Genomic DNA, 24,677 nt, shown 5'->3' on the forward strand with positions numbered 1-24,677 from the left:
CAAGTTCCCCCCGGGCCACAGGCCGGCTAGGGTTAAAGCTTTGAATCTACAGGTCCTAGCTGCTGAGCCAGGCTTGACGCGCGGCACGGCAACGTCACGGGCCTTGGACTACACCCTCATGGCAGTGATGGCTGCAAGCTTCTCCTCAGCCGCCATATTCGTCCTCCTCAGCGGGGCCCCGGGGCCCGTGGCGGCGACCTGGAGGCTCATATTCTCAACAGCGATCGTGGCAGCCATAGCCTTCGGCAGGGGCACCCTAGGCCTCCTGAGGAGGCTGAGCAGGAGGGACTACCTGGTAGCTGCGGCGGGCGGCCTGTTCCTGGCCCTACACTTTGACACCTGGATGGCGAGCCTTCATTATGTCAGCGTTGCTGTCAGCGTCACGATAGTGGACTCCTACCCGGCCCTGCTCGTCATAGTTGGCACGCTCGCGTTTAACGAAAGGTACAGGGCCTCGGAGGTGGCCGGCGCCGTCCTAGCTATGGTTGGCGTCGCCCTGCTCTCCACCTCAGACCCCCTTAGGAGGTTCTTCGTAGGGGTGCTGCTCAGCCTCAGCGGCATGGTGTTCATGGTGCTCTACCTGTCAGTAGGCAAGCTCATGAGGGAGAGGCTGGACACTTTCAGCTACGTCACGGCCGTTTACGCCCCAGCGGCCGCCTTCAGCGCTGCCATCTCAGCGGCCCTGGGCTACAGCCTCACGGGGTACGACGCAGTTTCGTGGCTCTCCTTCCTGGCCCTCGCCCTGGTCCCGATGATAGGGGGCCACACCGTGATGAACTACCTCATAGGCAGGAGGGACCTCATATCGTCAACTGTCGCCATGATGGCCGAACCGGTGGGCTCCGCTGCCCTGGCCTACCTAATATTTGGGCAGAGGGTCACGGCCCTTCAGGGCCTCTACATGGCGATCACGCTCATAGGCATAGGCGTTGCGGCGAGCTAAGCTGACTGGGGGTTCAGCTCCTACAGCCCCTAGAAGGCCCCTTTATAACTTTTAAGATTCTAACGAACAAAAAGGGCAGAGGTGAGCGGCGTGGCGTCAGCTCAGGTCAGTACTGAGGAGAAGATTAAGCTTGCCATGACCATCCTAACTACTATAGTTAACGACGCGGGCGTCCCTAGGAACATAAGGAGGGCCGCGGCGACGGCCCTAACTTATCTGAGGGACAGCAGGCTCTCGCCTGCCGTGAGGGCGGCCAACGCTGTTGGGGCTCTCGACGAGATAAGCCAGGACCCCAACATGCCGCTCCACGCCAGGACCAAGATATGGCAGGTCCTCACGACGCTTGAGACAATAAGGGACTAAGCTGCTGCGGCCTTAGGACCTTTTTGCGCCTTAGGCCCTGCCTATAATTCCTCAAAATTTATGGTTTATTGCGTTAGCTTAGCCTTTAATATGGACCCTAAGCTTTGACTTTTATTAACTTTAAATCAAGCTGTACTTAAGGCGTGCGGCTTGCCTCAGCAGCCCGCGCCTGTCCCCCTGAGAAGCCGCAGGGCCTCCTCGCGGCCGAGGCCTCCCTCCAGCGGCACCTCCTCAGCGGCACCTCCAAGGGACCTCAGGTCCACTATGACGCTTGCCCTGCCCCAGGTTTTGGTCAGGTCGTTTGCGCCCCTGAAGCCAGGCACTATAAGTGGCGCCCCTGCAGCTATGGTAAGCGATGCAACCTCTAAGTCAGCCGGCGAAGTGAAGCCCCTCACAAGGTAGACAAGGCGCGGCCTCACCTCCAAGATAAGCGACGCGGCCCGGGATGCCAGGGGCTCCAGGTCAAAGACGTCAAGGAGGGCCCAGCCCATGACTGGGGCCTCCAGGGATTCAAGCCTGCCCCTGTTAAGCGTGGCCTCGCCTATGACCTCAAGGTCCCCGGGCCTCCTTACCTTGGCCATCAGGCTCGCCGACGAAATGCCAAGGAGCTTGAGGGGGTCAACGAGCGACGGCCTCCCCGAGGCCGTTGAGATCAAGGCCATGGGCCAGTCATCAATCACAGCAACGCACGCAGGCCTCCCATCACTGGCCCAGAGGACCTCGTAGGGGCCCCGAGACAGCTCCACGTACCCCGTTGAGCTAAGTACCTCTCTTGGCCCTGCCGTTGTGGACCCTTTTTAAAGGGCTCAGTTGCGTCTATTTAAGTTGAATTTTATTAAAGACCTCTTATATTTTCCTTAACTAGTACTTAGTAGGTGTACACATCTGTGTCCCTGCCAGAAGAGGTCCCGGACAGGCCTGGCTCAGAGTTAACCATTACAAGGGTATACGAGAGAGTCAAGTACCTGTTCCCTGACCAGGAGATAGTCTACAGGACCAGGGACGGCGTGCACAGGTACACCTACCTTGACTTCACGGAGAGAGTCGAGAGGCTGGCCTCGGCGCTCTCGTCGCTCGGAGTGAAGGGCCTTGACAGGGTAGCGACGATGGACTGGAACACCCACTGGCACCTGGAGGAGTACTACGCCGTCCCAATGATGGGGGCGGTTCTGCACCCCGTCAACGTAAGGCTCGCGCCTCAGGAAATAGTCTACGCTATGAATCAGGCCGAGGACTCCGTCCTAATAGTTCACTCGGACTTCCTTCAGCTCGCCCAGGCGGTAGTGCCTAACGTGAAGAGCATAAAGCACGTGATAGTTGTTGACGCCGACTCAGCGCCGCAGAAGGTCGGGGGCGTCCCAGCTTACCACTACGAGGACCTGCTGAAGGAGCGCGGGGGCAGGTTCGAGTGGCCAACGCTGAGCGAGAGGAGGCCGGCCTTCATGTTCTACACGAGCGGCACCACGGGCCTACCAAAGGGCGTCTACCACAGCCACAGGCAGGTGGTCCTTCACGCCTTCTCCGTGCTCTCCATGGTAGGAGGCTTCGGGGCCGGGCCCAAGGGAATTCACATCACAAGCCGCGACGTGAGCATGATAGTTGTCCCCATGTATCACGTCTACGCCTGGGGCTTCCCGTTCTCGTCACTCATGCCAGGGCAGAAGACCGTCCTGCCCAACAGGTTCGACGCAAAGGCCTACCTCGAGCTGATCAAGCAGGAGGGGGTCACCTACTTTGCCGGCGTGCCGACAATACTCTACATGCTCCTGACGGACCCAGAGAGCGAGAAGTACGACCTAAGGGGCATCACATTCATCAACGGCGGTTCCGCAATACCTGAGGGCCTGGCCAGGCTGGCTGAGAGGCGCGGCATAAAGGTCATCGTCGGCTATGGGCTCACCGAGACCGCGCCAGTGCTGACCCTGGCCATCCCGCACTCGAGGCTGCAGGACAGGATGTCCGACGAGGAGCTCTTCAGCGTAAGGATGAGGACTGGCTACCCAATACCCTTCGTTAACATCATGGTCGTGGACGAGAACGGCAACCCCGTGCCCAAGGACGGGAAGACGATAGGCGAGATAGTTGTCAGGGCGCCCTGGGTCATGTACGAGTACTTCCAGGACCCAGAGAAGACCAAGGCCGCGTGGCGCGGCGGCTGGTTCCACACCGGGGACCTGGCCGTCTGGTACCCCGACGGCAGCGTGCTCATTATGGACAGGGAGAAGGACGTGATAAAGAGCGGCGGCGAGTGGATAAGCTCCCTGAGGCTCGAGGACGCCATAAGTCAGCACCCGGGCGTCCTCATGGTCGCCGTCATAGGCGCCAAGCACCCGAAGTGGGGCGAAAGGCCCGTTGCAATAGTCGTGCCAAGGAAGGGCTGGGAGGGCAAGCTGACGACAGACGAGATCAACAGGTTCCTGACGGAGAACTTCGTCAACCGGGGAGTTATGTCAAAGTGGTGGCTACCTGACAGAGTGATAGAGGTGCAGAACATACCCCTGACAAGCACGGGCAAGGCGGACAAGAAGACGCTAAGGAACCAGTTCATGAGCGCGCTGGGCTAACGGCCTAGTCTCCCTTGCGGTACTTTAGCCTATACCACCCAGTCCCATAATAGGCCGCACTTTTGTTATGGCCGTACCTCTAGCGTCCTTTTGAGGGCCTAAGGAGTCGGCTATGACGTTATTTTCTAGTGAGCGTGATGGGCTTTCCTTTTTATAGTTGGCAAGACTCTGGATACCTGCAGGTGTGCAGGTTGGCTGAAGAGGAGGAGGGCACGGAGGAGTGGTATAAGCTCAGCATGGAATTGCACAGCTTTTACGGGGGTAAGATAGAGGTCATCCCTAAGGTCCCCGTCAGAAGGCTCAAGGACTTCGCCATATGGTACACCCCTGGCGTGGCCGAGCCCAGCAGGGCAATAAGCAGGAGCCCCGACCTCTCCTTTGAGCTCACCTCCAGGTGGAACACCATCGCCGTGGTCAGCGACGGCACCAGGGTCCTCGGTCTCGGCAAGGTGGGCCCCGAGGCCGCCTACCCTGTGATGGAGGGGAAGGCGCTTCTCTTCAAGTACCTGGGAGGCGTTGACGCGGTCCCGCTAGTGCACAGGGCCTCAGACCCCAACAAGTTCATAGAGCTGCTGCAGCTGGTTGAGCCCTCCTTCGGCGGCATAAACCTCGAGGACATAGAGAAGCCCAAGTGCTTCACCATACTTGACGAGGCCAGGTCAAAGCTCAGCATACCCGTGTGGCACGACGACCAGCAGGGCACGGCGGTCGCCGTGCTGGCGGGCCTCACGAACGCCCTCAAGGTCATAGGCAAGAGACTTCATGACGTCAGGATAGTGATCTTCGGCGCCGGCGCGAGCAACATAGCCTTCTACAGGCTCCTCAAGGTCATGGGCGTGAACCTCCACAACGTGGTGGCCATAACGACGAAGGGGGCCCTCCACCCTGAGATGAAGGACATAGACAAGCTGATGGTCTCAGATCCATATCAGTACCAGATAGCAATCGAAACCAATGGCGGTGACCTGCCCCCCAACTCGCCCATAGAGAAGGCCTTCGAGGGGGCCGACGTCGTCGTTGCCGCCTCGGCCCCAGGGCCCGGCACCATAAGGCCCGAGTGGGTGTCAAGGATGAACAAGGACGCCATAGTGTTCGCCCTCGCCAACCCAGTGCCCGAGATATGGCCTTCGGAGGCGAAGAAGGCGGGGGCGAGGATAGTAGCTACCGGCAGGAGCGACTTCCCAAACCAGGTCAACAACAGCCTCGTGTTCCCAGCCGTCTTCAGGGGGGTCCTTGACGTGAGGGCGAAGACCATAACTGACACGATGGCCGTGGCGGCAGCCTATGAGCTCGCGAGAGTTCGCGAGGAGAACGGGGGCATAAGCGAAAGCAGGATACTTCCGACCATGGAGGAGTGGGAGGTCTACCCGAGGGTTGCTGCTGCCATAGCAGTTAAAGCTGTTGAGGAGGGGGTCGCCAGGAAGACGACAACTTACAGGGAGGAGCTGGAGAGGGCCAGGGAGATAATCGGCACCGTCAGGCAGAAGTTCCAGTCCATCTGGTCAAGCGGCCTCATACCTAGGCCCCCCGTTGACTATAAGGGGTGATGTGCTTGTTTGCCGAGACTGGCGTGAGCGTCAGGAGGGCCTCTAAGGACGACGTGAAGCAGCTGGCGGAGCTTGTTTATAGGTTCTTCTCGTTTAACGCGGAGTTCGACCCCAGCTGGGCCCCCGCGAACAACCTGCTGGAGCTGGCGCAGAGGCACGCAGACGGCATAGTCAGCGACCCCAGGCTCGTAACCCTCGTCGCTGTAGAGGGTCTTCAGGTCGTGGGCTACCTGACTGCCTCCCTTGAGGAGAACGAGATGCTATACATGAGGAGACAGATGGTCATAAGGGAACTTTACGTCAAGCCCCAGCAGAGGAGGCAGGGCATAGCGACACTACTAGTTAACAAGCTCAGTGACGAGGCCAGGAGGCAGAGTGCCTCCCTGGTTACAGTAGAGTTTCCAGCTGGAAATAAAATAGCGGAGGATCTCTACGCCAAGATGGGCTTCAGGCCCTACTTGCTCAGGTACGTGAAGGAGGTGTGATGAGTTGTCAATAGAGAATATAGTGATAAGGTCCATGAGTGAGAGCGACATAGACCAGGTGGCCGAGCTCGTTGTGAGACTGAAGTCACTTAACGAGGAGCTCGACCCTCACTTTAAGGTGGTTCCTAACATATTTGAGGTCGTCAAGGAGTACCTGGCGAAGTCAATTAAGGACGACAAGGTCGTAGTCCTGGTCGCTGAGGACGCCTCAAATAAGGTCATAGCTGGGCTCATAAGGTTTGAGCTGGAGGACAGGGTTTTCTACGAGCCAAGGCTCGCGGCTCAGATAACGGACTTCTACGTCAGGCCTGAGTACAGGAGGAAGGGGCTTGGCAGGATTCTCGTGGATAAGGCCTTTGAAGAGGCCAAGAGGAGGGGGGCTGGCATAGTTACCGCGATATACCCTGCCGATAACTCTATTGCTGACAGCTTCTACAACAAGCTCGGCTTCATAGAGCTCAACAAGGAGCTCTACAGGCCCTGCAGCGGCTGACAGCGCCAGCTGGGTCATTTAAGCTGACCCTTTTAACTCTTTTTAAGTCCTCAACGGACAACTGTACTCGGGCATAGGTAGTGCTAACAGGAGAAAGGCCCACGTCGTCCAGGAGGCGCGTGTCGCCTAGCCTTCAGGAGTACCTGACAGCAATATACAAGCGCGGCGGCCTCACATCGTGGGTCCGCACCACTGACATGGCCTCAGATCTGGGCATGGCTCCTGCCAGCGTCACAGAGGCCTTCAGGAAGCTGGCCTCAATGGGCTACATAGATTACATACCCTACAGGGGCGTGAGGCTGACCCAGGCCGGCGCCTCCCTCGCAGAGCCAATAGTGGAAAGAGAGGCGAAGTTAAAGACAGCCCTGGTTAAGATGGGCGTCAGCGAGGCCGAGGCGGACAGGCTCGCATGTATCCTCGAGCATTACATGAGCGATGAGGCTGTGGCCGCTGTTAACAACTTTGTGAAGAGGTGCGGCGACGGTGGTTAACAAGGTAAGGTTCGGGGTTAGCATACCCAGCGACCTTAGCAGGGAGCTTGACGTCCTGGCCAGTAAGGTGGGCACGAGCAGGAGCGAGATCGTGGAGCAGGCCATACGAAACATGCTGAGCGACTACATACACTACCTAACGCCTCACCAGTGCGAGGGCGTCATGGTGGCCCTCTGCCCCGAGAACAGGGGAAATGAGAGCATAATAGAAAGGTACTCTGACGTGGCGGAGACCTACATGCACATCCATAGGAGCGGGAAGTGCTTCGAAGTGCTCATGCTCTCAGGGCCGTCGCAGAGGATATCGGAGCTCCACGCCAAGCTGCTCTCCTCGGGCTGTGGGGTCAGGTTCCTGCCCAGCCTCTCCCTAGAGTCTTACTTCCCACTGCTACCCGGTCAGGGGCAAGAAGGGGCCGCGGCGCAGGCCAAGTCCTGAGGGGCCTCCTCTGAGGCAGCAGGCTCAGTACTTGGGCAGCTCAACCAGCGACGCGGCCTTGTCCTTGTAGGTCTCCAGCAGGCGCTGGTGCGACTCAAGGAACTTCCTCAGCTTCTCGGAGCCCATGAGCTTGCACTCGCCGCAGAGCAGGGAGCCCGACCTGCAACTCCTCTCTATTGAGGCCAGCTCAGAGTCATCAGGAACCAGGTAGTAGAGGTACTGGTCGAACACAGGGCACTTGTCCGGCTCGCCGCCAAGCCTCCTCTGCTCCTCAGCCGTATTGCGGCCCCCTGTGAGCGACGCCCTGAACTTCCTTACGGCCTCCTCAACGGGCTCCGTGAGGAATATCGTTGAGTCAGGCTTGCTCTTGCTCATCTTGCCGCCGTCAAGGCCCCTTATCAGCTTGTGGTAGGTGGCGGCGGGTGGGTTGAAGTTTATCTCCCCCCTCATCCTCGTCGCCATGTCCCTTGTGAGCCTTATGTGGGGGTCCTGGTCGGCACCGACAGGCACTATGACGTACTCATAGCCCCCATACTCCTTAAGCATGGGGTGAAGTATGTCTGCAACCTGGGTGAGCGCGCTCACGACCTTAGCTGGGCTGAGGTCACCGTAGATGGCCTCCATCTCGTTGGACGTCACCTTTGAGCTGAAGAGCTGTATGAGCTCATGATATGGCCCCTCCCTCCCCGTCTGGAAGTAGAACTCAGTCTTCTGCGGGTCAAGGCCTAGGGCCAGCAGGTTCGGTATAAACTCCTCGAGCGCGCTCCTTATGGTCTCCTCCCTGCTGGCCCTCCTCACGGCGTAGGCCTCGGCGTCAGCCATGCAGACAAAGACCCTGAGGCCCAGCCTCTGGTAGTAGACCAGCTGAAGGGCCGTGAGCATGTGGCCGAAGTGGAACCGGCCGCTTGGCATGAAGCCCGTCACCACGGCCACGGGCCTGCCCGAGGCCCAGGCCTCGAGGGCTATGTCAAGGTCCCTGTGACCGAATATTACGCCTCTCCTCATGAAGGGGCTAGGCTCAACGCCCAGCGCCTTCAGCTTGTCAAGCACTTCGTCGAACGGTCTGATGCCGAAGACGTTGTAGAGTCTCCCGTAGTCCTTTATGTCAGGCCTGCCCCAGGGGTCTATCCTCTCCTCAGCGCCCACGCTCTCAGGCCCAGCGCTATGGACAGTGGCCGGCTTTTAACCTGGCCTCCTCACGCAGTGAACGGCGAGGCTTTTAATGTAACCTATTTAGAGCTGGAAAACAGATGTTATTCTAGGTGAGAGGGTGCTGGACCAGGTAGACGCTGACGTCATAAGGGCAGTCTCAGAGCACGGTCCCCTGACGCTCTCAGAGCTCTCAAGGCAGCTGGGCTGGAGCAAGAGCATGGTTCTGAAGAGAGTTAGGAGGCTGAAGTCCCTCGGCCTCATAAGCGTCAGGGAGGAGGGGGGAGTAGCCATAATAGGCCCAGGCTCCCGCAGGGCTAAGGCGCCCGCCATAGTTGGCATAGTCAGAGCCAGCGAGTACCCCTACATAGTAAGGCTTGTCAAGAAGCTCTCGGACAGGTACGGCTACGTCACGGTTAAGGTCTACGACGACGCCCTGCAGGAGGTCATGGACCTGGCGGCGGGGAGGATACAGCTAGCCATGGCGCCAGCTATAACCCTGCTTACCTTCAACAGGCTCACCGCTGGCGCCGTCCACATAGTCGGCGGCGGGAGCAAGGGAGGGGCAGGCGTAGTGGAGGGCAGAAGCGGCTCGGGCCACGCGACCTCCAGGCTGTCCTCCATGGAGCTCTGCGCGGAGTCGAGCGGGCTTGAGCCACCTAGGGTCTACCTAAAGAGTGGCGAGGATATACTCAACTCCGTGGCCAGGGGGCAGGTCAGAGAGGCAGTGGTCTGGGAGCCCTACCTATCCATGGCCTCCAGGATGGGGCTTAGGACAGAGCCCTGCGACCTGGAGACCTGCTGCCTCCTGGGCGCCAACAGCTCCCTTGAGGAGGAGTACGAGAGGATAACGTCAATAATGGAGGAGGCCGTCTCTGAGGTCAAGGATGCCGACCTGCAGGCCTACGCTAACATTGTTGGTATGCCTTACCAGCTCGTCGAGGAGTCCGTGAGGAGCTACTTGTTCCTTGAGAGGCCTGACAGGGACGCGCTCAAGAGGCTCCTTCCTCACATGAGGTCGGCGGCTCTCCCAGCTTCGGTGGTAAGCGAGGCGGTCAGGGCTTAATGGACTCCAGGGAGGACCTCAGCTCGAAGAAGAGGGGCGGCAGGCTTGCTAAGAAGGGGGCCAGCCTTGGGCTGAAGACCTGTCTCCTCACCCTCCTCCAGGCCTGCTGGTCAAGGGATGACGCGTAACTCCTGAGGGACTCCCTCACCAAGTCAAGGGGTGCCCCAAAGAACCTGGAGTAGTAGAAGAACACTGCGAGGTCCCAGGCCCCCTTCTGGGGCGTGAAGGGGCTGACCTGCTCAACGTCTATGAGGGCGGGCCCGCCCTCGGTTATGATTATGTTGCCTGGGTTTGGGTCCCCCATGGCATAGCCCGCCCTGTGGACCGTAGCTAAGGCCTTCCCTGCCTCCTCCCAGTGGGAGGGGTCCCTGCTCCTCAGCACGTCCTGCCCATCTATATACTCCCTCACCATGGAGGCCTCCATGGGCGTCAGGCACACGCTCAGCACCCTTGGCGTCCTTATGTAGCGCCTGAGCTCAATGAACCCCCTGTACTCGTTAGAGGCCCTGCCGTTCGGCGTCTGTGTAAACGGGTAGGCGGTCACGGACATTATTCCAGCGAAGAGCCACTTGAAGGTGCCATAGCCGTAGTCCTTTATGACGAGTCTGCCCTCCTCATCCTCGCAGACGGTCGACGAGTAGAGCATTGATGACCTCCTGCACCTGCTACTGCCGTCGAGCTCAACCACGTGGTCGGCCCACCTGCAGGAGCTCATAAAGATGCCCTCGGGCACCTCTAACGTCCTGTAGGGGTCCTCCACGAAGACGTTAGGGGGGCACTCCGACGACTTAAGCAACAGCGACATGTAGGTCCCGGCCACGCTGACGCCAGCCGCCACGCTCTTCACGACGCTGCCCAGCACTGAGGCGAAGGAGCCCCTGACCCTCTGCTCGCTCAGGCTGACGTAGACGCGTCCGTCAGGCGAGCCGACGAGCTCCATGAAGTCAGCGTAGCCCTCACCCAGGCGCTCAAGGTCCCTGGAGGCATCGTTGAATATGCACGAGTAGAGCCATGAGAGCTTTGACATCCTTGACAGGGGGAAGAAGTAGCTAGGAACCTTAATGACCCCAGCGGCGCGGCCAGCCCTGGCCACGAGGTCGCTTGCCTCCTCTATGACAACCCTTCTCCTGTAGGACTTCACTACATCAGCCACGTCATCGCTGTACTCCACGGGGGGCAGCAGGAGGGAGGCCAGCGACTCGCCAAGCACGCTGAGGCCTGCGTCGAGCCTAAGCAGCTCCAGGCCTACAGTTATCTCCCTCCCGCTGACCCTCGGCGTCGCGTAGCCCTCAACAGGCCTTATCACGTACGAGGGTCCCCTTACGTAGCTCAAGCCTTCGTACCTCTCCTCCAGACGACGGCCCCGCCGAGGCCCCTTATCTCAACGACCCTGTGAAGGGGTATTATATTGTCATCGTCAAGGGTCATGGCCCACTCGCTCACGGCCTTAACCCTTGAGGCGCTCAGCTCCGCTAGCCTCTGGCCCGCCTCGGGGTCCCTGTCGACGTAAACTATGACGTAGTCCTGGGGCCTGCCGCTGAGCAGTACCCTGTTGACCTCCTGCCTTATTACGCTCCTCCTCCTGCCCATTTTCCTCGGTCGAAACAGTTTAAGCTGGAGCTAATAAGGCTCTGAAGGGTGACGGACGTGCAGGGCGGCGACGCCTTCTGCAGGATATCAAGGGGCGAGGAGAGGGCCCACGTGGCCTACGGCGACGACAAGGTCATGATAATACTTGACAGGTCGCCCATATGCAGGGCCCACATGCTGGTGATCTCAAGGGACCACTACGAGAGCGTCGACAGAGCTCCCCCTGACGTGGTCTCGAGGGCCTTCGTAGTCGCCGCGGCGGCCGCCAGGTACCTCAGGGAGAGGCTGAAGGCCCCTGGGGTTAACATAGTGACTAACAGCGGCGCCCAGGCCGGCCAGGCCGTCTTTCACTTCCACGTCCACGTCATACCTAGGTGGGAGGACTGCCCGCCCCCGGTATTCAGCGACGAGGGGACCAACATAAGCAGGGTGGCCAGGAGGCACAGGCTGACCGAGGACGAGGCGAGGGAGGTGCTCTCGGACCTCAGCGGCCTCCCCGACTTCATAAAGGTCTACGTGGGCGTCTCAAACGGCTAGTCAGCACTCAAGACCCTCCTCATCGCCAGCGCTCAGCAGTGCCGAGGTCATCACGTTTGGACTCCTGTAGGCTAACGATTATTAGTTCAGATGGGCCAGGTCTCCAAGGTGGTCCCTTGCTCTGCTCCGCCGAGCTTCACTCCCACAGCAGGGCCAGTGATGGCAAGCCGACGCCCGAGGAGGTCGTCGTCAGGGCTGTCCAGCTCGGCCTGAGCGCCCTGGCGCTCTCAGACCACAACACCTTCAGGGGGTCGGCAATTGCTATAAAGTCCGCCAGGGAGCTGGACCTCGACATAGCTGTTATACCAGCCAACGAGGTCAGGACATCAAGGGGCGACGTGCTGGTCCTGTGCCCTTCCATCCCCAACGAGGACCCGCCCAGGGGGATAGAGCCGCCCGAGCTGAGGAGGTGGAGCGACGAGAGGGGGTGCATAATGATAGCCGCCCACCCCTTCCAGCCGGGCAGGAAGGGCGTCGGGAGGTACCTCCTCTCACACTACGCTGAGTTTGACGCGATTGAGGTCTGGAACGCCAGGGGGCTGCCCCTGCTCAACTGGGCAGCCGAGAGGTTCGCCAGGTCCAAGGGGCTACCCATGACTAGCGGCAGCGACGCCCACGTTATCTCAGAGGTCGGCGAGGCCCCGACCAAGGTAATGGCAGAGAGGTGCACGCCTGAGCATATAGTGGAGGCCATAAGGAAGGGCATGTGCTACCCGACCAGGAAGGGCATGGGCCTGAGGGCCATAAAGGAGGCCGCGAGCTGGAGCATAATGAGGAGGCTGAAGCCTTCTACCGCAGCAGGTCTATTATGATCCTGGCCCTGAGGTCTGCGTCGTCGAGCTTAAATGAGAGTATTGAGTTGCCGAAGCCGCTGAGGTCTATCACGTTCTTACCGCTGGTAATGTCATAAGTCTCTTCGTAGGCGTCCTGGGCTGGCAGGGAGAAGTCGTACTCGTATACATGGAACCTGTTGCTCCTGCCGGACCTTATCACAAGCCTTGGGCTCCTGTAGCCGGAGGTCGGTATGCCACCGAACACCTTATCTCTAACGAGCACCCCTGGCACTGAGAACCTGACGCTTGGCGGCGACTCGAGCAGCTGGGACACGCTCTCTATTATGAAGCTCCTGTAGCCTATGTCGAGCGGCAGCGCGTTGTACCTCGAGGTGTTGGACATCGTGTTGGTCCCTATGACCAGCCTGTCGCCAACCGACTCAAAGCTCGTTATCCTGGCGCCGAAGGCCCCCACTATCCTGGCCGTCGGGGGAGTTATGTAGAGGAGGACGCTGGGTCCCACTATCGTGTTTGTAGCCCTGGCGACCATCTCCTCAAACTGGTTAGTGGGCCTCACCAGCGACTCCGAGTAGGCGTTAAATGCGACCAGTACGCCGCCGCCTATGGGCTTCGCAACAGTCCTCCTTGAGAAGTAGCCGGAGTCGCCGAAGTCGAAGAGCCTTACGAACCTCATGGGCTCGGTGGCCTCGTCAAGCGGGTTGCCCACGAAGGCCCCTCCCTTGACGAACAGGAAGAACCTGCCGTAGGCCGAGGCCGCGGGCCCCGTCTGGGGCCAGCTGACTGGGGCGCCGTCAACCGACCTCTTTGATACGTCGCCGAGCTGGGCATATGAGACCTTCCCGTTGGTCAGGTCGACGCACTGGACCCCTGTCACGGCCTTTGTGAAGAGCACGCCGTGTATGTCCTTTATCTGGCGCTCCAGCACGTCAAAGCAGGCGTACTCGTAGACCAGGGCCCCCTTGAGCGCCGGCCTCTCAGACACCCTCCTGGCCTCGCCCGTCCTGCGGTCAACGCTGTAGACGCCCAGGTTTATGGTGCCGTCCCCCCTGGCTATGAGGAGCTCGTCCTGGACAGGGTTGTAGATTATCTCAGAGACCTCCCCGGCCCACTCGTCCCTCCTCCCGGCCCCCTCCTTCCAGAGGAGCGATATCCTCCTGTCACTTATGTCGTAGAAGTGCACGTGGCTGTACTTGTTGGTGAAGGATACGGTGCCCCTCAGGGAGGACTCGCTGCCCTCATACACCGCTGGGGCGTGGACCCAACCCCCAAAGTATATCCTGTCGTCAACAGCCTCAACGGCGTTGTAGGTGTCCCCTCCTGACGTGGGCAGGGGGCCCACCTGCTCGAAGCGGTACCTCTCAACGCCGCTGTCAGTTATGAAGTAGGAGAGCGCGTCGAACGCCAGGGTGTAGTAGAGGACCCCCCTGTAGTACTTAAGCCCGAATATGCCCCCGCTGCCCCACTCCGGCGCGTAGCTCGGCGGGTGATCGTGCAGCATGCCCAGTATCTCGTTAGTGCCCATCCTGGCCTCCCAGACAGGGCTGGGGCGCCAAGCTAAAAAGGCCAGGGCATCTATGCAGGGATTAAAAAGTTACTGGAGCCTTGAAGGCCAGGAGGAAGGGTCCCTTGGAAGTGATAGAGACAGTCAACCTAAGGAAGGTCTACCCCAACGGCGTCGAGGCCCTGAAGGGGGTCTCGATCAGGCTCTCGGCCAGGGTGCCGTGCGTCATAGGTCGAAACGGCGCCGGAAAGACGACGCTAGTTAGGATACTCTCAACGCAGCTGAGGCCCACGAGCGGCGTTGCTAGGGTCCTCGGCCTCGACGTCGTGGCTGACAGGGAGGCCCTCAGGAAGAGGATATGCAGTATACCGCAGGAGGCCAGGCCCATGGGGGTCGCCTCCCCCTACGAGCACGTGACCATGTACCTCGTGGCCCGAGGCTGGTCATTATCAGAGGCCAAGACGACGGCCAGGAGGGTCCTGAAGGAAGTGGGCCTGGCCGACTTCATGGACACTGCGACGGACGAGCTCAGCGGCGGCATGAAGAGAAAGGTCTTCCTAGCCATGGCCCTCGCCGCCCAGGCTGAGCTGACGTTCCTAGACGAGCCAACCGCCGGCCTCGACCCGCTCTCAAGGCTAGAGACCTGGGGCCTCATGAGGCAGCTCAAGTCCTACATACTGCTGACAACACATGACATGGAGGAGGCCCAGACCCTCTGCGAGCACCTGGTGCTCCTGGACTCGGGCAGGGCGGTCACGATGGGCACCATTGAAGAGCTCATGCGCCCGCTGAGCGGCAAGGTCAGGGTTGAGGGCTACGGGGACATAGTGATAGGCGGCATGAGGATATCTTACATGACCCCGGAGGAGGCGAGGGGACTCATAGGTGACGGGCTCAGGGTTACAATAAGGCCGGTCAACCTTGATGACGTCTTCATAATAAACGGCGTCAGGCCCCCGAGCGAGGAGGCGGAGGAGGGTGGCGAGGCTTAAGTTCAGCCCCAAGTTCGTTGCAACGTTCGCCTGGTTCTACGGCTGGTCCTCAGTGAAGAGGGGCCCGGGCTGGGTGCTCTCGTACATGGCCTGGCCCCTGGCCCTACTCTTCATGATATACATGATAAGCAGAGGCAGCCTCGTCAAATATGCCATACTGGGCGGCGTCATATCAACAGTCACCAGCAACGCCCTCAGCGCGCTGGGCGACACGGCCTTCATGAAGCTCGAGATAAAGCTCCAGGACCTGCTGGTGGCAGCGAACGTGAGCCCCATAGAGTACCTGGTCGGCATAGGACTCGGCAACCTGCTCTACTCTTTCCCAGGCCTCCTCGTCTTCCTTGCCCTGCTCGTGGTGTTCAGGGTGCTGACGACGCCCCTTGAGTGGGCGACCCTCATAATAACGCTCCTCTTCCTTGCCGTGGGAGGGGCAGGCCTCGCCTTCCTCGGCGGCAGCAGGCTTAGGCATGTGAGGAACTCGTGGGGCCTGGCCTCCTTCCTTTCAATATTCCTCACTATGATACCGCCCATATACTACCCCTACACGGTGCTCCCGAGGCCGGCCCTCTACGCCCTCATGGTGTCGCCTGCGACGCCCGCCGCAGTGTTCCTTCAGCAGCTCATGGCTGGCGACCCGCCGAGCCTCGCGCTCCTCGGCATATTTATAGCCGAGAACGTACTCTACGCCATGCTTGGACTTTGGCTTGGAAGGTGGGAGGATTGACCAAGTGGAAGGTGAGGTGCACCGAGTGCGGCCTAGAGAGGTTCCTTGAGACGGGCTTTGACCTGTCGACGCTTAAGGGCGGCAGGATATACATTTACTGCCCCAGGTGCAAGAGGAACACGTTCCACGAGATAATTGGGAGGAGCGAGGACTGAGGTCGCTTACGTCGGGGCTGCGGCCCATGAGCTAGTCGCCAGTAGGCTTTGACAATGCAGCTCATGACCTCAGGATAGGAGACGTTGACACAGTAGAGGAACATGAGTGCCGCCAGGTCCTGCGAGCCGACCTCCTCCCCGCCTTAAAAGGCGAGGCTTTCAGTTGTAATATATGGCCTCAAAGGTCACGTCAGGAAAGCTCCATACTATCAGTATATGCTGACCTGGCGGGATTCCCGTGAGGTAGCCGCTGGCCTTAGCTAGACCCTGGCCCCGCGCTCCCCTTTTCCTTGCCAGTTTGTCGGAGCAGTTGTTAGCTTGAGAGGAGAAGTCTTGCCCCCTTTCTAGGGGTCTCCTTGCACTAGAGGCTAGCTCGTCCGTCCAGGGCCTGCGGGGGCTTAAGCTATGTTATGCGCCAGCAGCGCGGCCGCGGCGGCCTGGCCAGAGGGCGTCGCCATGCCCCTCGCCACTAGCATGAAGATTATAGCTATGACCATTAGGGCTATGGCCAGGACTATTGCAATTATTGTCATCTTCCAGGACGTGCCGAATACTATTGGTATGGGACCTATCATTATGACGCCGCCGGCCTGAACCTTCTGCCCCTGCGCCTGCGACGCCTGCCTGTAGGCCTCGTATATCCCTGCGGCCATTATTATGAATACACCTATGAGTATAACCAGGAAGCCTATAGTGAACCAGGCGGCGGCGTTCATCGCCTTCCCGAACGTACTGAGGAGGGGAGGCCTTAAAGCCGTTTTCAGCCTGGGCAGGCCATTGAAGGGCTGAGGCGCTGGCCTACGCGCAGATTTATGATGACCTTGCAGGGCTACTCTGGCGTGCTGGCAAGGAGTGTAGGGAGGAGGCCAACAGGCAGCGTTTTAGGTTTACGGTAGCTAACAGCTTGAGGGGGCCAAGAGGCCATCACAGGCGCCCTGTAAGCCGCGACGCGCCGCCAAGATTATGGAGGAGCAGAGGCTTAAGGAGGCGAGGCGCGGCTGCGACATAGGCCCCTTCCCTCTGGGCGGGTAGCCCTGTGCAGGGCACCACGATTAAGGGTTGTAAACAAAAACATGAGTTCTGCGCTAGTTGCGCTATGAAGGGCGCTCATATGTAGAGGACGAAGTCGGAGTTTGACGCCTCCTCTACGAATGTGGCGACGCCAGCAACTTCATCAACTAGAGTTGGGTCGAAGTCCTCCTTCTTAAGGCCAAGCATGTCAGCGACCAGGCTGCAGGCCACTATCCTCACCTTGCCCATCTTCTTGGCGTCCCTCAGCATAGAGTACCAGCTCACCTTCTTGGAGGCCAGGTACCTCATTGCGACGTCCTTGTACTCCTCATAGTCCTTGCCAAGCTTTGAGAACTTCTCAACCTCGTCCTTCTTAAAGGCCACCTGGGCGAAGCTGGCGAATATGAAGACCTCCATGTCCTGCGCAACGGCGCCCTGAACTATGACGGCCGTCGAGAGGAGCTTCTCATACGTAGGCGAGATCAGGAAGATCGAGAGCTTCCCGGCCACGCCGCTCACCGTTCTCTAAATTAAGAAAGGCCCTAATAAGTTTTCCTATTTAGAGAATTACATAGACGGAAAGCCTTGCCCTCATGTAGGCCTAGGCCTCAAGTGCTCTTCGTTAAGAGTCCCTTGTCGTTTGTCCCTAGGCGTTTATCCTCATTAGTTTATGATCACTCGTCGCGCCTAGGGACCTCCGCCTCGCCCACAGGGCCCTAGGAACACCTGCGGGCTCATGAGCGGCTGTAGAGCCCAGACGGCAAGAAAAATGAAATAAAAAAAGAGACATTAATCAAGGGGCGTTTACGAGTAGCGCTCACTTGATTACGCCCATGTCCCTCAGGACTACCTCGAGGTCCTTGGTGTATATCCCTGAGTACGCTGCCCAGAAGAACAGTCCAAGAGCTACAACCGCTGCCGCCACTGTGTCCCACGGGAACGGTATTATCGCGTAGCTGGCCGAGGCGTAGGGGCCGAAGGGGCCGAGGAACGACAGGACGAGGCCGGCGAACGTGGTTATCACTATCCACCAGCCAGCCCTTATGTGCTGTTTGCCCTCCTCAGGGAGCATCGTTGAGGCCACGTAGACCGCGGCTATGGTGACGGCCATGTTTATGACCAGCCAGTATATGAAGTAGGGCACGGTGGCCATCAACACCTGGTGGATTCGGACGTTGTTACTGATCATAGTAGACGCGGCCTGGACCACGTCCTGGTAGAGGAACACATATGTCGTGATCCCAAGGACTACCCAGTACGCTATCCCCATCGCTGCCCCTACAGACCTCTTGAAGCCGTACCTGCTGGGCAACGTGTACATGAAGAACAGCGGTAGGCCGGCGAGTATCAGCGCCACGACGCCCCAGAGCACGGCGAAAGTACTCCAGTAGACTATGAGGAACGCGGCTATGAAGGCCAGGGCCCCTATGACCCAGGCGGCCGGCAGCCTGAAGGGCCTCGGCGCCTGCGGGGCCGTCCTCCTGAGGACAAGCAGTGCGGGGCCTGCTATCATGTACGTGTACACGGTCGTTGACGATATGAAGGAGGCTATGTAGACCCAGGCGGGGTATGGTATCAGGAACAGCGCCCCTACCACCAGCGAGGCTACGAGCGAGACCCACGGTATCTTGTACCTGTTGAGCCACAGGAACCAGTCCGGCAGGTGCCCGTCAGCTGCCATGCCGTAGAAGGTCCTGGTGGCTGTGCCCTCGTAGATCCAGCCCGTGCCGCTGGGCGAGACTATCGCGTCAATCAACAGGAAGATGCCCCAGCCGACAAGTATCGGTATTGCTGACATCCTCAGGATCTCGTAGAAGGGTCCATGGCTGAGAGACGGGTAACCAGCGGTGTTGACAAGGGCGCTGGTCAGGTTGCCCCACTGGCCGGGCTTGACTGGCACGAGCTTCCAGGAGCTGCCCGTCGAGACGTTAAGCACTAGCTTTGACCAGTCCACGCCGCCTATGAAGGCCGTCTGAAGCAACACATATATCGCTACCACTATGAGGAAGCCGATGACAGTGCCGAGCGGCACGTCCCTCTGAGGGTTCTTTGCCTCACCGCCGTACTCGAGGCCCTGCCTGAAGCCCAGGTATGCGAACACTATGCCTGTAGTCGGCAGGGCAAAGAACATGGGGGCCACGCCATAAGGTAACAGGGAGGGCGTCGTGAAGTTGGAGGGGTGCAGGTAAAGGGCGAGGAGAAGTACTATAGTTATGAGGGGTACCAGGAGCTTCCACCAGCCGACGCCTGTGTTGGTCTTGCCCATAACGTGGACGCCGAAGTAGTTGAGCAGGAAGAAGAACACAGTGAACAGGAACGCGACGAACAGGCCAAATGCCGTTAAGACGCCTGTCGGCGTCAGGAGGCCATGGACATATGAGGCCATGTAGGTCACGACGGCCTCGGCCTCCGCGGGGGCAACGGTTATTGAGCTCAGCAGGTAGGCCCAGGCCAGCATGAACGAGGCCAGGCTGCCGTGTGAGTACTGGGGGTACCTCACTATGGCCCCTGACTTGGGTATCATTCCTGCAAGCTCGGCGAAGGCGAGGGCTATGAAGAGCATGAGCACGCCGGCTATGGTCCATGAGAGTATGGCGCCCGGGCCCACCATGGCGGCCGCGTAGAGGGAGCCGAAGAGCCAGCCTGAGCCTATCATGGCGCCTACGACTAGGTATGCTATGTCCCAGAAGTTCAGGGCCCTCCTCAGCTGCTTGTCCGTGGCCTCGGCCTTCTCAACAGCTACGGACTTCTCGCCCGCCATAGTGGGATCCCTTACTGAGTTACAGTAAATATAGTGGGTGTATTTAAAAATTTAGCTGACAAAGTTTCTGGAACGATTTAAAAGGTCAGGGCTTCTCTAAATTCTCTTAATAGAATAGGAAAGGGGAGGGAAAAGGGCCTCAGGGCCCAGCCCTATGGAGATGTCGCCACACTGTGGCGACTGTAGGGGGTCGACGCGCCTAACGCGGGCAGCCCTAAGCCTGGCTGCCACCTCATAAGTGCTGTGAAGCCATCGCTGCCAAGAATAACGGCCACCAGGTCTTTGTAGAGCCCGAGCAGTTCCGCCGTTTGTCCCTACACCATCACCTCTATCATCTGCTTATTCGCAATCGGGCGCAGGGACCCCACCTCGCCCGCGCCTCATGTGCTATCAGCGTGGGCTCACGGGCGGCCGTCGGGCCCAGCGGCGCGGGGCTTCCATCTACGGTCCTCATCCCCCTCGCCCCTGGGGCAGCGCCCCCATCAGGCGGGGGTGTCATTCACCCAGCCTGTTACGGGCGTAATACTATAAAGGATCTCTATTGATGTGAAAAAGGGGTTCAGCCCCCTGAGGCTCTTGCGCCCAGGTCCTAATGAGCTCAGATGCCGTTCCTTATAGCAGTAGCCCTTATATGGGACACATTAATGTAGAGGCCCTTCATGAGGTAGCTGAAGGCCCACAGGCCCTTGCGCGTCACCACAAGCTCCCTCCCCTCGTCCCTCACCAGGCCCAGCGCCTCCATGACTGCGACCTCACGGGGCATGGCGAGGTATATTGACTTGCCGAAGGTGCGCCTGAAGTCGCGCTTGTCAAGCCTGAGGCCGTAGAGCTTGTAGAGGGCGTAGACCCTCTGCTCCTCGGCGTCGCTGAGCCCCCTTACAAGGGTCACGGGGCTCCTGCCCTCGGGGGCGAGGCGCTCATATTTAGCCAGGTTGAAGGTGTTGGCCGCGTATAGCCCCCTTACGTGGCTCATGGCCCCAGCCCCTACGCCTATAAAGTAGTTGTTATCAACTATGTACTCGTCCTTCAGGCCAGCCCCTCCCCTTGAGAAGCTCCATGCTGTGTCCTGCGAGAGGCCCAGCGCCCTGCACCTGTCAACGGCCGCGTAGTAGAGCTTCCTCTCATTCTCGTCGCTGCCTGGCATTATTGACTTCCCCTTTATTGACGGCATGAGGGGGTAGAGGGTGAGCTGGTTCGCACTGCTCTCGTAGAAGGCCTCGACGTCTCTCTCCAGGTCAGCCTCCCTCTGTCCAGGGTAGTTGAAGAGCAGGTCAACGTTGACGGTCCTGACCTTTAAGCAGGAGTCTATGGCAGACGCTATGCCCTCCTTGCTTATCATCGGCCTCCCTATTCTGCGCAGCGCCTCGGGGCTGAACGACTGGACGCCTATGGAGATCCTCGTCACGCCTGCCGAGGCGAGCTGGTTCGCCCTGTAGTCGTCTATGTCGTATGGGGAGGCCTCCACTGACGCCTCAAACCTGTGCCCCGCGGACCTCACCATGTCGAGGGCCTCGCAGACCTCCTCAGTCGCAAGGGTGGGCGTCCCGCCCCCGACGTAGACGTCCCTGAAGCTGGTGCACTCGTACCTGCTCAGGGCAGCCTCAAGCTCTGACCTGAGGGCCTTGAAGTAGCTCTTAACCCTCTCCTCGGAGTATGGGACGCTGAAGAATATGCAGAAGGGGCACATGCGGGTGCAGAAGGGGACGTGGATGTAGAGGGCGGCGCTGCCCTCGGGGGCAGGCACGTCAAAGCCGTTGACGGTCTTCACGTCTATGTTAACATTTTCCACAAGCTTTCTCAGAAACAACTCAAACGTAAGCGTTTCCCTACATAAGTTAAGCAAATAGCTCTATAAAAGCCTTCCTATGATAAGAAAAATGGTCGCCCATTAGCCTGCCAGCAGCCTCTGGGCCTAGGGCCCTTATTGTGGCCCCAGCGCATGTTTACCTGTGACGTAACTCTGCCTGGCCGACAGGGCAGAGGCGGCACGGCGTAGAGGCCTGCCAGGCACCTTTGAGGCGCCTAGCCCGCGTCGGCGTGAATTAGGCCTGGGCGCTTCACTGTGCAGCGCGTCTGCTCGGGGGTTTAGGCTTCATTGGGCTTGATATAGCTTGATATCAAGCCCTCCTCCCTTGGCTTCACAGCCCTCAGGGCCCCTTTCATCGAGGCCCGTATCACAGGGCTCCGCCCCCTCAGGGCAACCCCGACCCACAGCTCCCCCTTCGTCTCATCAGGGTCATAGCTGTGGGGAAATCCCCGCATCCTGAGGTACCTCCGGTATATGTTTACTGCGGCCACCTTCTGCCTGTCCAGCTCAAGGCCGCACCTTGGGCATCTGAACACCCTGCCCACTCGGGTCTTCACGACGTACCCGCATCGTGGGCAGGTGCGGGAGGTGTTCTTTGGTGAAACCCTTTCTATAACGGCCCTCTCGGAGGCCTTTCCCTGGATGAGCTTCCAAGGCGTCCTGGCGTTCCTCTTCCTCCTGCCCTTAGGCTCTCTCCTACTGACTAAGTTCTCCTTCTCCAGGTCCTCAAAGACGTGGACGCTGTTCGGGAACAGCTTGGTCAGCCCGCTCGCCAGCTTGTTTATGAAGTCCTTCTCCCTGTTGCGCTCCCTGACATTGTACTTCTCATAGACGTACTTCAGGCCCTTGCTCTGCGCTATTCTCTTCTTCCTCTCATAAACAATCTTCATGCTCTGCAGGGGCCTCAGGTCGACCTTGATGAAGCCTACCCTAGGCGAGAACCCGTCGAGCGACAGCTCGTTGGAGTCCCACCCAATGACTTCTTTCACGTCTACGACTTTAGCTGTCTCGAAAGGTATAAGTATCCTGTCATCCTTCAATATGACCTCCCCAACCCTCCAGCCCTCAACCCTCCTGGCGAACCACCTGCCGTTCCAGGAGACCTCCACGTGCTCCCCTGGCCTAAGCGTGATCCTGATGCTCTTCTTGTCATAGTCCACCTTCATCAGCGTTGCCTTGCACCTCGCGAACCTTCTCTCGACCCTCGGCTTGACCTTCCTGGCTTTCCCCTTGAGGTACCTCTTCCTCCAGGACTCCATCACGGAGTAAGCCGTCCTGATGGCAGCGTCTACCCAGTGGGCGGCGTACGGGCGGTCCTGAAGGAGGTAGTCGCGGAGCCTCCTCTTAAAGGACCTGTCCTTTGGCAGATACGGGACCTTGAACTTGCTGGGCGCTATTACTTGTCCCCCCTTCTCTACCTTGGGAAACCTGTACTTCCACTCGATGTTGTCCCAGATAACGTCTATTGCCCTCTGTAGGGTTCCCTGGTACCACGTTATCAGCTCGCTGACCCTTGGGTCGCTTATCGGCACTGAGTACATTCTGACCTGCTCAAGGGTCCTCAAGGAGCTTCCTGACACCCTCTACCACCTTCTCATACTTATGGCTCCTCATACCGTAGAGCTTTCCCGCGAAGTGGGATATTACTGTGATGAGGTCTTCTACAAGCTCCTCTCTAGGATCCTTGTCTTCGTGACTTAAGACAACTATCTCCACTCCAAAGGGTCTCAACAGCTCCTCAATCGTTTTAAAGCCAAATCTCGTTAATCTATCTGGGTACGCTATGACGATCTTTGATATCTTCCTCTCAACAGCTAACGTTAGTAACTTTTCGAATCCTCTCCTATCCTCATCTAATCCGCTTCCAATATCTGTCACCACTTCGTAATCAACTATGTTATTTTGCCTAGCCCAGTCCTCCAACACTTTAACCTGTCCCTCTAAGTCATCTCTTTGACTATTAGATGACGCCCTGGCATAGAGAACTACCCTCCTCTGTTTAACCACAACACCAATTAATCTCTCAACGTCCTCCTCTCTAAACCTCCACTTACCACCTGGAGTCAATACTGGCTTTATGTAGCCTCTTTTAACATAGTCCCTCAAAGTGGTATAGCTAATGCCAAGCCTCTCACAAACCTCCTTAGGCCTCAGCGCCTTCGCTCCCAAATAAAAGAGTCAATATCAACCCTATAAACCTTTATGAAAAACAAAGCAGTTTCTCTACGGCGTGAGGCGTTGGCCCGACGGCCTGACAAAACGAAAGGCAAGCCCTGCCCCTGGAAGGGACGGGGTAAAACATAAAACATCTGAGCACTTAAAGTTGCGTGGAACAAATAGTGTCCCCGCAAGGGGATACCCCACAGGGGCCCCGCATATCCCCGAGTCCCTGGGAGCTGGGAGGGAGGGCAACTCCCAGCGAGGGGTAGGGGTAAAGGGCCGAAGGCCCGGCCCGCGGCCTACCGCTGGACGAGCGGAGCGGGGTGGGGTAAAACCCGCTAGCCGTGAGGTGATGAAGGTGAGGGCGGTAAGCCGCAAACCAGTAAGCCGCCCTAAGGGAGCCCTCGCCCTTCAGGGCGGGGAGGAGGCCAGAGCATAGCTACTGCGGCCCCTAGGGCCACAAGGCCCAGGCCCCCAGCCACGTCAATCCATGGCAGCGACAGGACCTCCTGCCCGTAGGCGTGGCCAAGCCACGCGAGCAGGGAGTTCCAGGTCACTGAGCCCGCCAGGGTGTAGGCTATGAACCTGGCGAGCCCCATCCTAAATATGCCCGGCGGCGCCGAGATGTAGGACCTCACGGCGGGCAGGACCCTGCCCGCCAGGACCGCGAGCTCCCCCCTGCCCTTGAAGAAGGCCTCGGCCCTCCTGAAGTCGGCCTCCCCCATTAGCTTGAGCGCAAGCCCCCTGCCGCCCAGGGCTGAGGCGTAGTAGAGCGCAAGGGAGCCCATGAGGTTGCCCAGCGTTGAGGCCGCCACGACGCCCAGGAGGCCCAGCTGGCCCCTGAAGTAGATGGCCGCCAGTGGCACGACGACCTCGCTTGGCACAGGTATGGCGGCGCTCTCTAAGGTCATGAGGCCGACGACGCCGCCGTAGCCCAGCTTAGCCAGGGCCTGGCCCGCGAGGTCAGTTATCAGCTTGACTATGTGGGCGTCAGGCACCTCAAGCCTATACGCCACTAAGCTTACACCAAGGAGGGCCACAGCTAGGCCAACGGCTGTTGACGCCCTCAAGGTAGGCCCACGCCCATCTCGCGCCCCGAGCTTAAAAT

Annotated in this window: 26 protein-coding genes and 1 pseudogene; 15 read left to right on the forward strand and 12 right to left on the reverse strand. The window is 59.0% G+C overall.

All coding sequences use genetic code 11. The annotated features are described in order from the left end of the window. Positions 1–40 precede the first annotated feature (40 nt). Both SE86_RS03455 and SE86_RS03460 read left to right on the forward strand, forming a co-directional pair. The gene (locus SE86_RS03455; protein ID WP_158543103.1) at positions 41–943 is read left to right on the forward strand and encodes a DMT family transporter; all 903 of its coding nucleotides are present in this window, start codon (positions 41–43) and stop codon (positions 941–943) included. A 90-nt stretch (positions 944–1,033) separates the two neighbouring features. Then, complete coding sequence (locus tag SE86_RS03460) at positions 1,034–1,306, forward strand: UPF0147 family protein (protein ID WP_117355093.1); 273 nt, start codon at positions 1,034–1,036, stop codon at positions 1,304–1,306. Between the two features lie 155 nt (positions 1,307–1,461). Here the strand turns inward: SE86_RS03460 and SE86_RS03465 are convergent, their stop codons facing one another. Next, a complete protein-coding gene (locus SE86_RS03465) occupies positions 1,462–2,052 on the reverse strand; it encodes a hypothetical protein (RefSeq protein WP_117354294.1) in 591 nt (196 codons plus the stop codon). A 141-nt stretch (positions 2,053–2,193) separates the two neighbouring features. Between SE86_RS03465 and SE86_RS03470 the strand changes: the two genes are divergently transcribed. The 6 genes from SE86_RS03470 (at position 2,194) to SE86_RS03495 (ending at position 7,322) form a co-directional block, all read left to right on the forward strand. Next, positions 2,194–3,870 carry a long-chain-fatty-acid--CoA ligase gene (locus SE86_RS03470; RefSeq protein ID WP_117354295.1) on the forward strand — a complete coding sequence of 559 codons (1,677 nt, stop codon included), beginning with the start codon at positions 2,194–2,196 and terminating at the stop codon, positions 3,868–3,870. Between the two features lie 191 nt (positions 3,871–4,061). Continuing rightward, positions 4,062–5,417, forward strand: a complete 1,356-nt coding sequence (locus tag SE86_RS03475) for an NADP-dependent malic enzyme (RefSeq protein ID WP_117354296.1) — start codon at positions 4,062–4,064, stop codon at positions 5,415–5,417. Next, a complete protein-coding gene (locus tag SE86_RS03480; RefSeq protein WP_236747345.1) occupies positions 5,417–5,902 on the forward strand; it encodes a GNAT family N-acetyltransferase in 486 nt (161 codons plus the stop codon). Before SE86_RS03475 ends, SE86_RS03480 begins: the two co-directional genes overlap by 1 nt. 4 nt (positions 5,903–5,906) lie before the next feature. Then, positions 5,907–6,395, forward strand: coding sequence for a GNAT family N-acetyltransferase (locus SE86_RS03485; protein WP_117354298.1), 489 nt, complete (start codon positions 5,907–5,909; stop codon positions 6,393–6,395). A gap of 80 nt (positions 6,396–6,475) precedes the next feature. Further along, complete coding sequence (locus SE86_RS03490; protein WP_211096714.1) at positions 6,476–6,886, forward strand: metal-dependent transcriptional regulator; 411 nt, start codon at positions 6,476–6,478, stop codon at positions 6,884–6,886. Continuing rightward, positions 6,879–7,322, forward strand: coding sequence for a CopG family ribbon-helix-helix protein (locus tag SE86_RS03495; RefSeq protein ID WP_117354299.1), 444 nt, complete (start codon positions 6,879–6,881; stop codon positions 7,320–7,322). Before SE86_RS03490 ends, SE86_RS03495 begins: the two co-directional genes overlap by 8 nt. Before the next feature lie 24 nt (positions 7,323–7,346). On the opposite strand, the gene SE86_RS03500 is transcribed toward SE86_RS03495, so the two are convergent. Next, a complete protein-coding gene (locus SE86_RS03500) occupies positions 7,347–8,468 on the reverse strand; it encodes a tryptophan--tRNA ligase (protein ID WP_117354300.1) in 1,122 nt (373 codons plus the stop codon). Positions 8,469–8,592: 124 nt separating this feature from the next. On the opposite strand from SE86_RS03500, the gene SE86_RS03505 reads away from it, so the two are divergent. Beyond that, a complete protein-coding gene (locus SE86_RS03505; protein ID WP_117354301.1) occupies positions 8,593–9,537 on the forward strand; it encodes a winged helix-turn-helix transcriptional regulator in 945 nt (314 codons plus the stop codon). Here the strand turns inward: SE86_RS03505 and SE86_RS03510 are convergent. Beyond that, the gene (locus SE86_RS03510; protein ID WP_117354302.1) at positions 9,527–10,870 is read right to left on the reverse strand and encodes a hypothetical protein; all 1,344 of its coding nucleotides are present in this window, start codon (positions 10,868–10,870) and stop codon (positions 9,527–9,529) included. The genes SE86_RS03505 and SE86_RS03510 overlap by 11 nt on opposite strands. Next, positions 10,867–11,127, reverse strand: coding sequence for an RNA repair domain-containing protein (locus tag SE86_RS03515; RefSeq protein ID WP_117354303.1), 261 nt, complete (start codon positions 11,125–11,127; stop codon positions 10,867–10,869). Before SE86_RS03515 ends, SE86_RS03510 begins: the two co-directional genes overlap by 4 nt. Positions 11,128–11,184: 57 nt before the next feature. Here SE86_RS03515 and SE86_RS03520 point away from each other — a divergent pair, with 57 nt between their 5' ends. Continuing rightward, complete coding sequence (locus tag SE86_RS03520) at positions 11,185–11,664, forward strand: HIT domain-containing protein (protein WP_211096715.1); 480 nt, start codon at positions 11,185–11,187, stop codon at positions 11,662–11,664. Positions 11,665–11,780: 116 nt separating this feature from the next. After that, positions 11,781–12,476, forward strand: a complete 696-nt coding sequence (locus SE86_RS03525) for a PHP domain-containing protein (RefSeq protein ID WP_117354305.1) — start codon at positions 11,781–11,783, stop codon at positions 12,474–12,476. On the opposite strand, the gene SE86_RS03530 is transcribed toward SE86_RS03525, so the two are convergent. Next, positions 12,454–13,980: a DUF2139 domain-containing protein gene (locus SE86_RS03530; RefSeq protein ID WP_211096716.1), complete on the reverse strand. Its 1,527-nt coding sequence runs from the start codon at positions 13,978–13,980 to the stop codon at positions 12,454–12,456. The two genes, SE86_RS03525 and SE86_RS03530, sit on opposite strands and share 23 nt — an antisense overlap. 110 nt (positions 13,981–14,090) lie before the next feature. Between SE86_RS03530 and SE86_RS03535 the strand changes: the two genes are divergently transcribed. From SE86_RS03535 to SE86_RS08050, 3 genes are read left to right on the forward strand one after another with little or no spacing between them, the layout of a single operon-like run. Then, positions 14,091–14,951 (forward strand): ABC transporter ATP-binding protein, encoded by an 861-nt coding sequence (locus SE86_RS03535; protein WP_117355095.1) that lies wholly within the window; start codon positions 14,091–14,093, stop codon positions 14,949–14,951. After that, complete coding sequence (locus SE86_RS03540; protein ID WP_117354306.1) at positions 14,938–15,675, forward strand: ABC transporter permease; 738 nt, start codon at positions 14,938–14,940, stop codon at positions 15,673–15,675. Before SE86_RS03535 ends, SE86_RS03540 begins: the two co-directional genes overlap by 14 nt. After that, positions 15,672–15,830 carry a hypothetical protein gene (locus SE86_RS08050; protein WP_174221334.1) on the forward strand — a complete coding sequence of 53 codons (159 nt, stop codon included), beginning with the start codon at positions 15,672–15,674 and terminating at the stop codon, positions 15,828–15,830. Before SE86_RS03540 ends, SE86_RS08050 begins: the two co-directional genes overlap by 4 nt. Positions 15,831–16,228: 398 nt before the next feature. Here the strand turns inward: SE86_RS08050 and SE86_RS03545 are convergent, their stop codons facing one another. The 6 genes from SE86_RS03545 to SE86_RS03570 all read right to left on the reverse strand — a co-directional run bounded on the left by SE86_RS03545 (position 16,229) and on the right by SE86_RS03570 (position 23,563). Continuing rightward, entirely contained in the window at positions 16,229–16,546 is a 318-nt protein-coding gene (locus SE86_RS03545) for a DUF131 domain-containing protein (RefSeq protein WP_117354307.1), read from the reverse strand. A gap of 391 nt (positions 16,547–16,937) precedes the next feature. Next, entirely contained in the window at positions 16,938–17,351 is a 414-nt protein-coding gene (locus SE86_RS03550; protein WP_117355096.1) for a DsrE/DsrF/DrsH-like family protein, read from the reverse strand. Between the two features lie 307 nt (positions 17,352–17,658). Beyond that, positions 17,659–19,602 (reverse strand): APC family permease, encoded by a 1,944-nt coding sequence (locus SE86_RS03555; RefSeq protein ID WP_117354308.1) that lies wholly within the window; start codon positions 19,600–19,602, stop codon positions 17,659–17,661. 598 nt (positions 19,603–20,200) lie between these two features. Beyond that, the gene (locus tag SE86_RS03560; protein ID WP_148666761.1) at positions 20,201–21,409 is read right to left on the reverse strand and encodes a radical SAM protein; all 1,209 of its coding nucleotides are present in this window, start codon (positions 21,407–21,409) and stop codon (positions 20,201–20,203) included. A 278-nt stretch (positions 21,410–21,687) separates the two neighbouring features. Next, positions 21,688–22,989 (reverse strand): zinc ribbon domain-containing protein, encoded by a 1,302-nt coding sequence (locus SE86_RS03565; protein WP_148666762.1) that lies wholly within the window; start codon positions 22,987–22,989, stop codon positions 21,688–21,690. After that, a complete protein-coding gene (locus SE86_RS03570) occupies positions 22,961–23,563 on the reverse strand; it encodes an IS607 family transposase (protein ID WP_117355097.1) in 603 nt (200 codons plus the stop codon). The genes SE86_RS03565 and SE86_RS03570 overlap by 29 nt, the downstream gene beginning before the upstream one ends. Positions 23,564–23,783: 220 nt before the next feature. Here SE86_RS03570 and SE86_RS08340 point away from each other — a divergent pair. Then, positions 23,784–24,008: pseudogene (locus SE86_RS08340) on the forward strand (RNA-guided endonuclease TnpB family protein); the annotation flags it as partial. Here SE86_RS08340 and SE86_RS03580 read toward each other — a convergent pair. Continuing rightward, positions 23,962–24,639: a DedA family protein gene (locus tag SE86_RS03580; protein WP_117354311.1), complete on the reverse strand. Its 678-nt coding sequence runs from the start codon at positions 24,637–24,639 to the stop codon at positions 23,962–23,964. The pseudogene SE86_RS08340 and the gene SE86_RS03580 sit on opposite strands and share 47 nt — an antisense overlap. Positions 24,640–24,677 lie beyond the last annotated feature (38 nt).

This window comes from Acidilobus sp. 7A, from assembly GCF_003431325.1.
Lineage (GTDB): Archaea > Thermoproteota > Thermoprotei_A > Sulfolobales > Acidilobaceae > Acidilobus.

Bases quoted from the DNA above. Each gene is read 5' to 3' on its own strand.
- SE86_RS03480 (WP_236747345.1), top strand. From the start codon at position 5,417: ATGTGCTTGTTTGCCGAGACTGGCGTGAGCGTCAGGAGGGCCTCTAAG.
- SE86_RS03515 (WP_117354303.1), bottom strand. From the start codon at position 11,127: ATGGGCAGGAGGAGGAGCGTAATAAGGCAGGAGGTCAACAGGGTACTG.
- SE86_RS03530 (WP_211096716.1), bottom strand. From the start codon at position 13,980: ATGGGCACTAACGAGATACTGGGCATGCTGCACGATCACCCGCCGAGC.
- SE86_RS03545 (WP_117354307.1), bottom strand. From the start codon at position 16,546: ATGAACGCCGCCGCCTGGTTCACTATAGGCTTCCTGGTTATACTCATA.
- SE86_RS03555 (WP_117354308.1), bottom strand. From the start codon at position 19,602: ATGGCGGGCGAGAAGTCCGTAGCTGTTGAGAAGGCCGAGGCCACGGAC.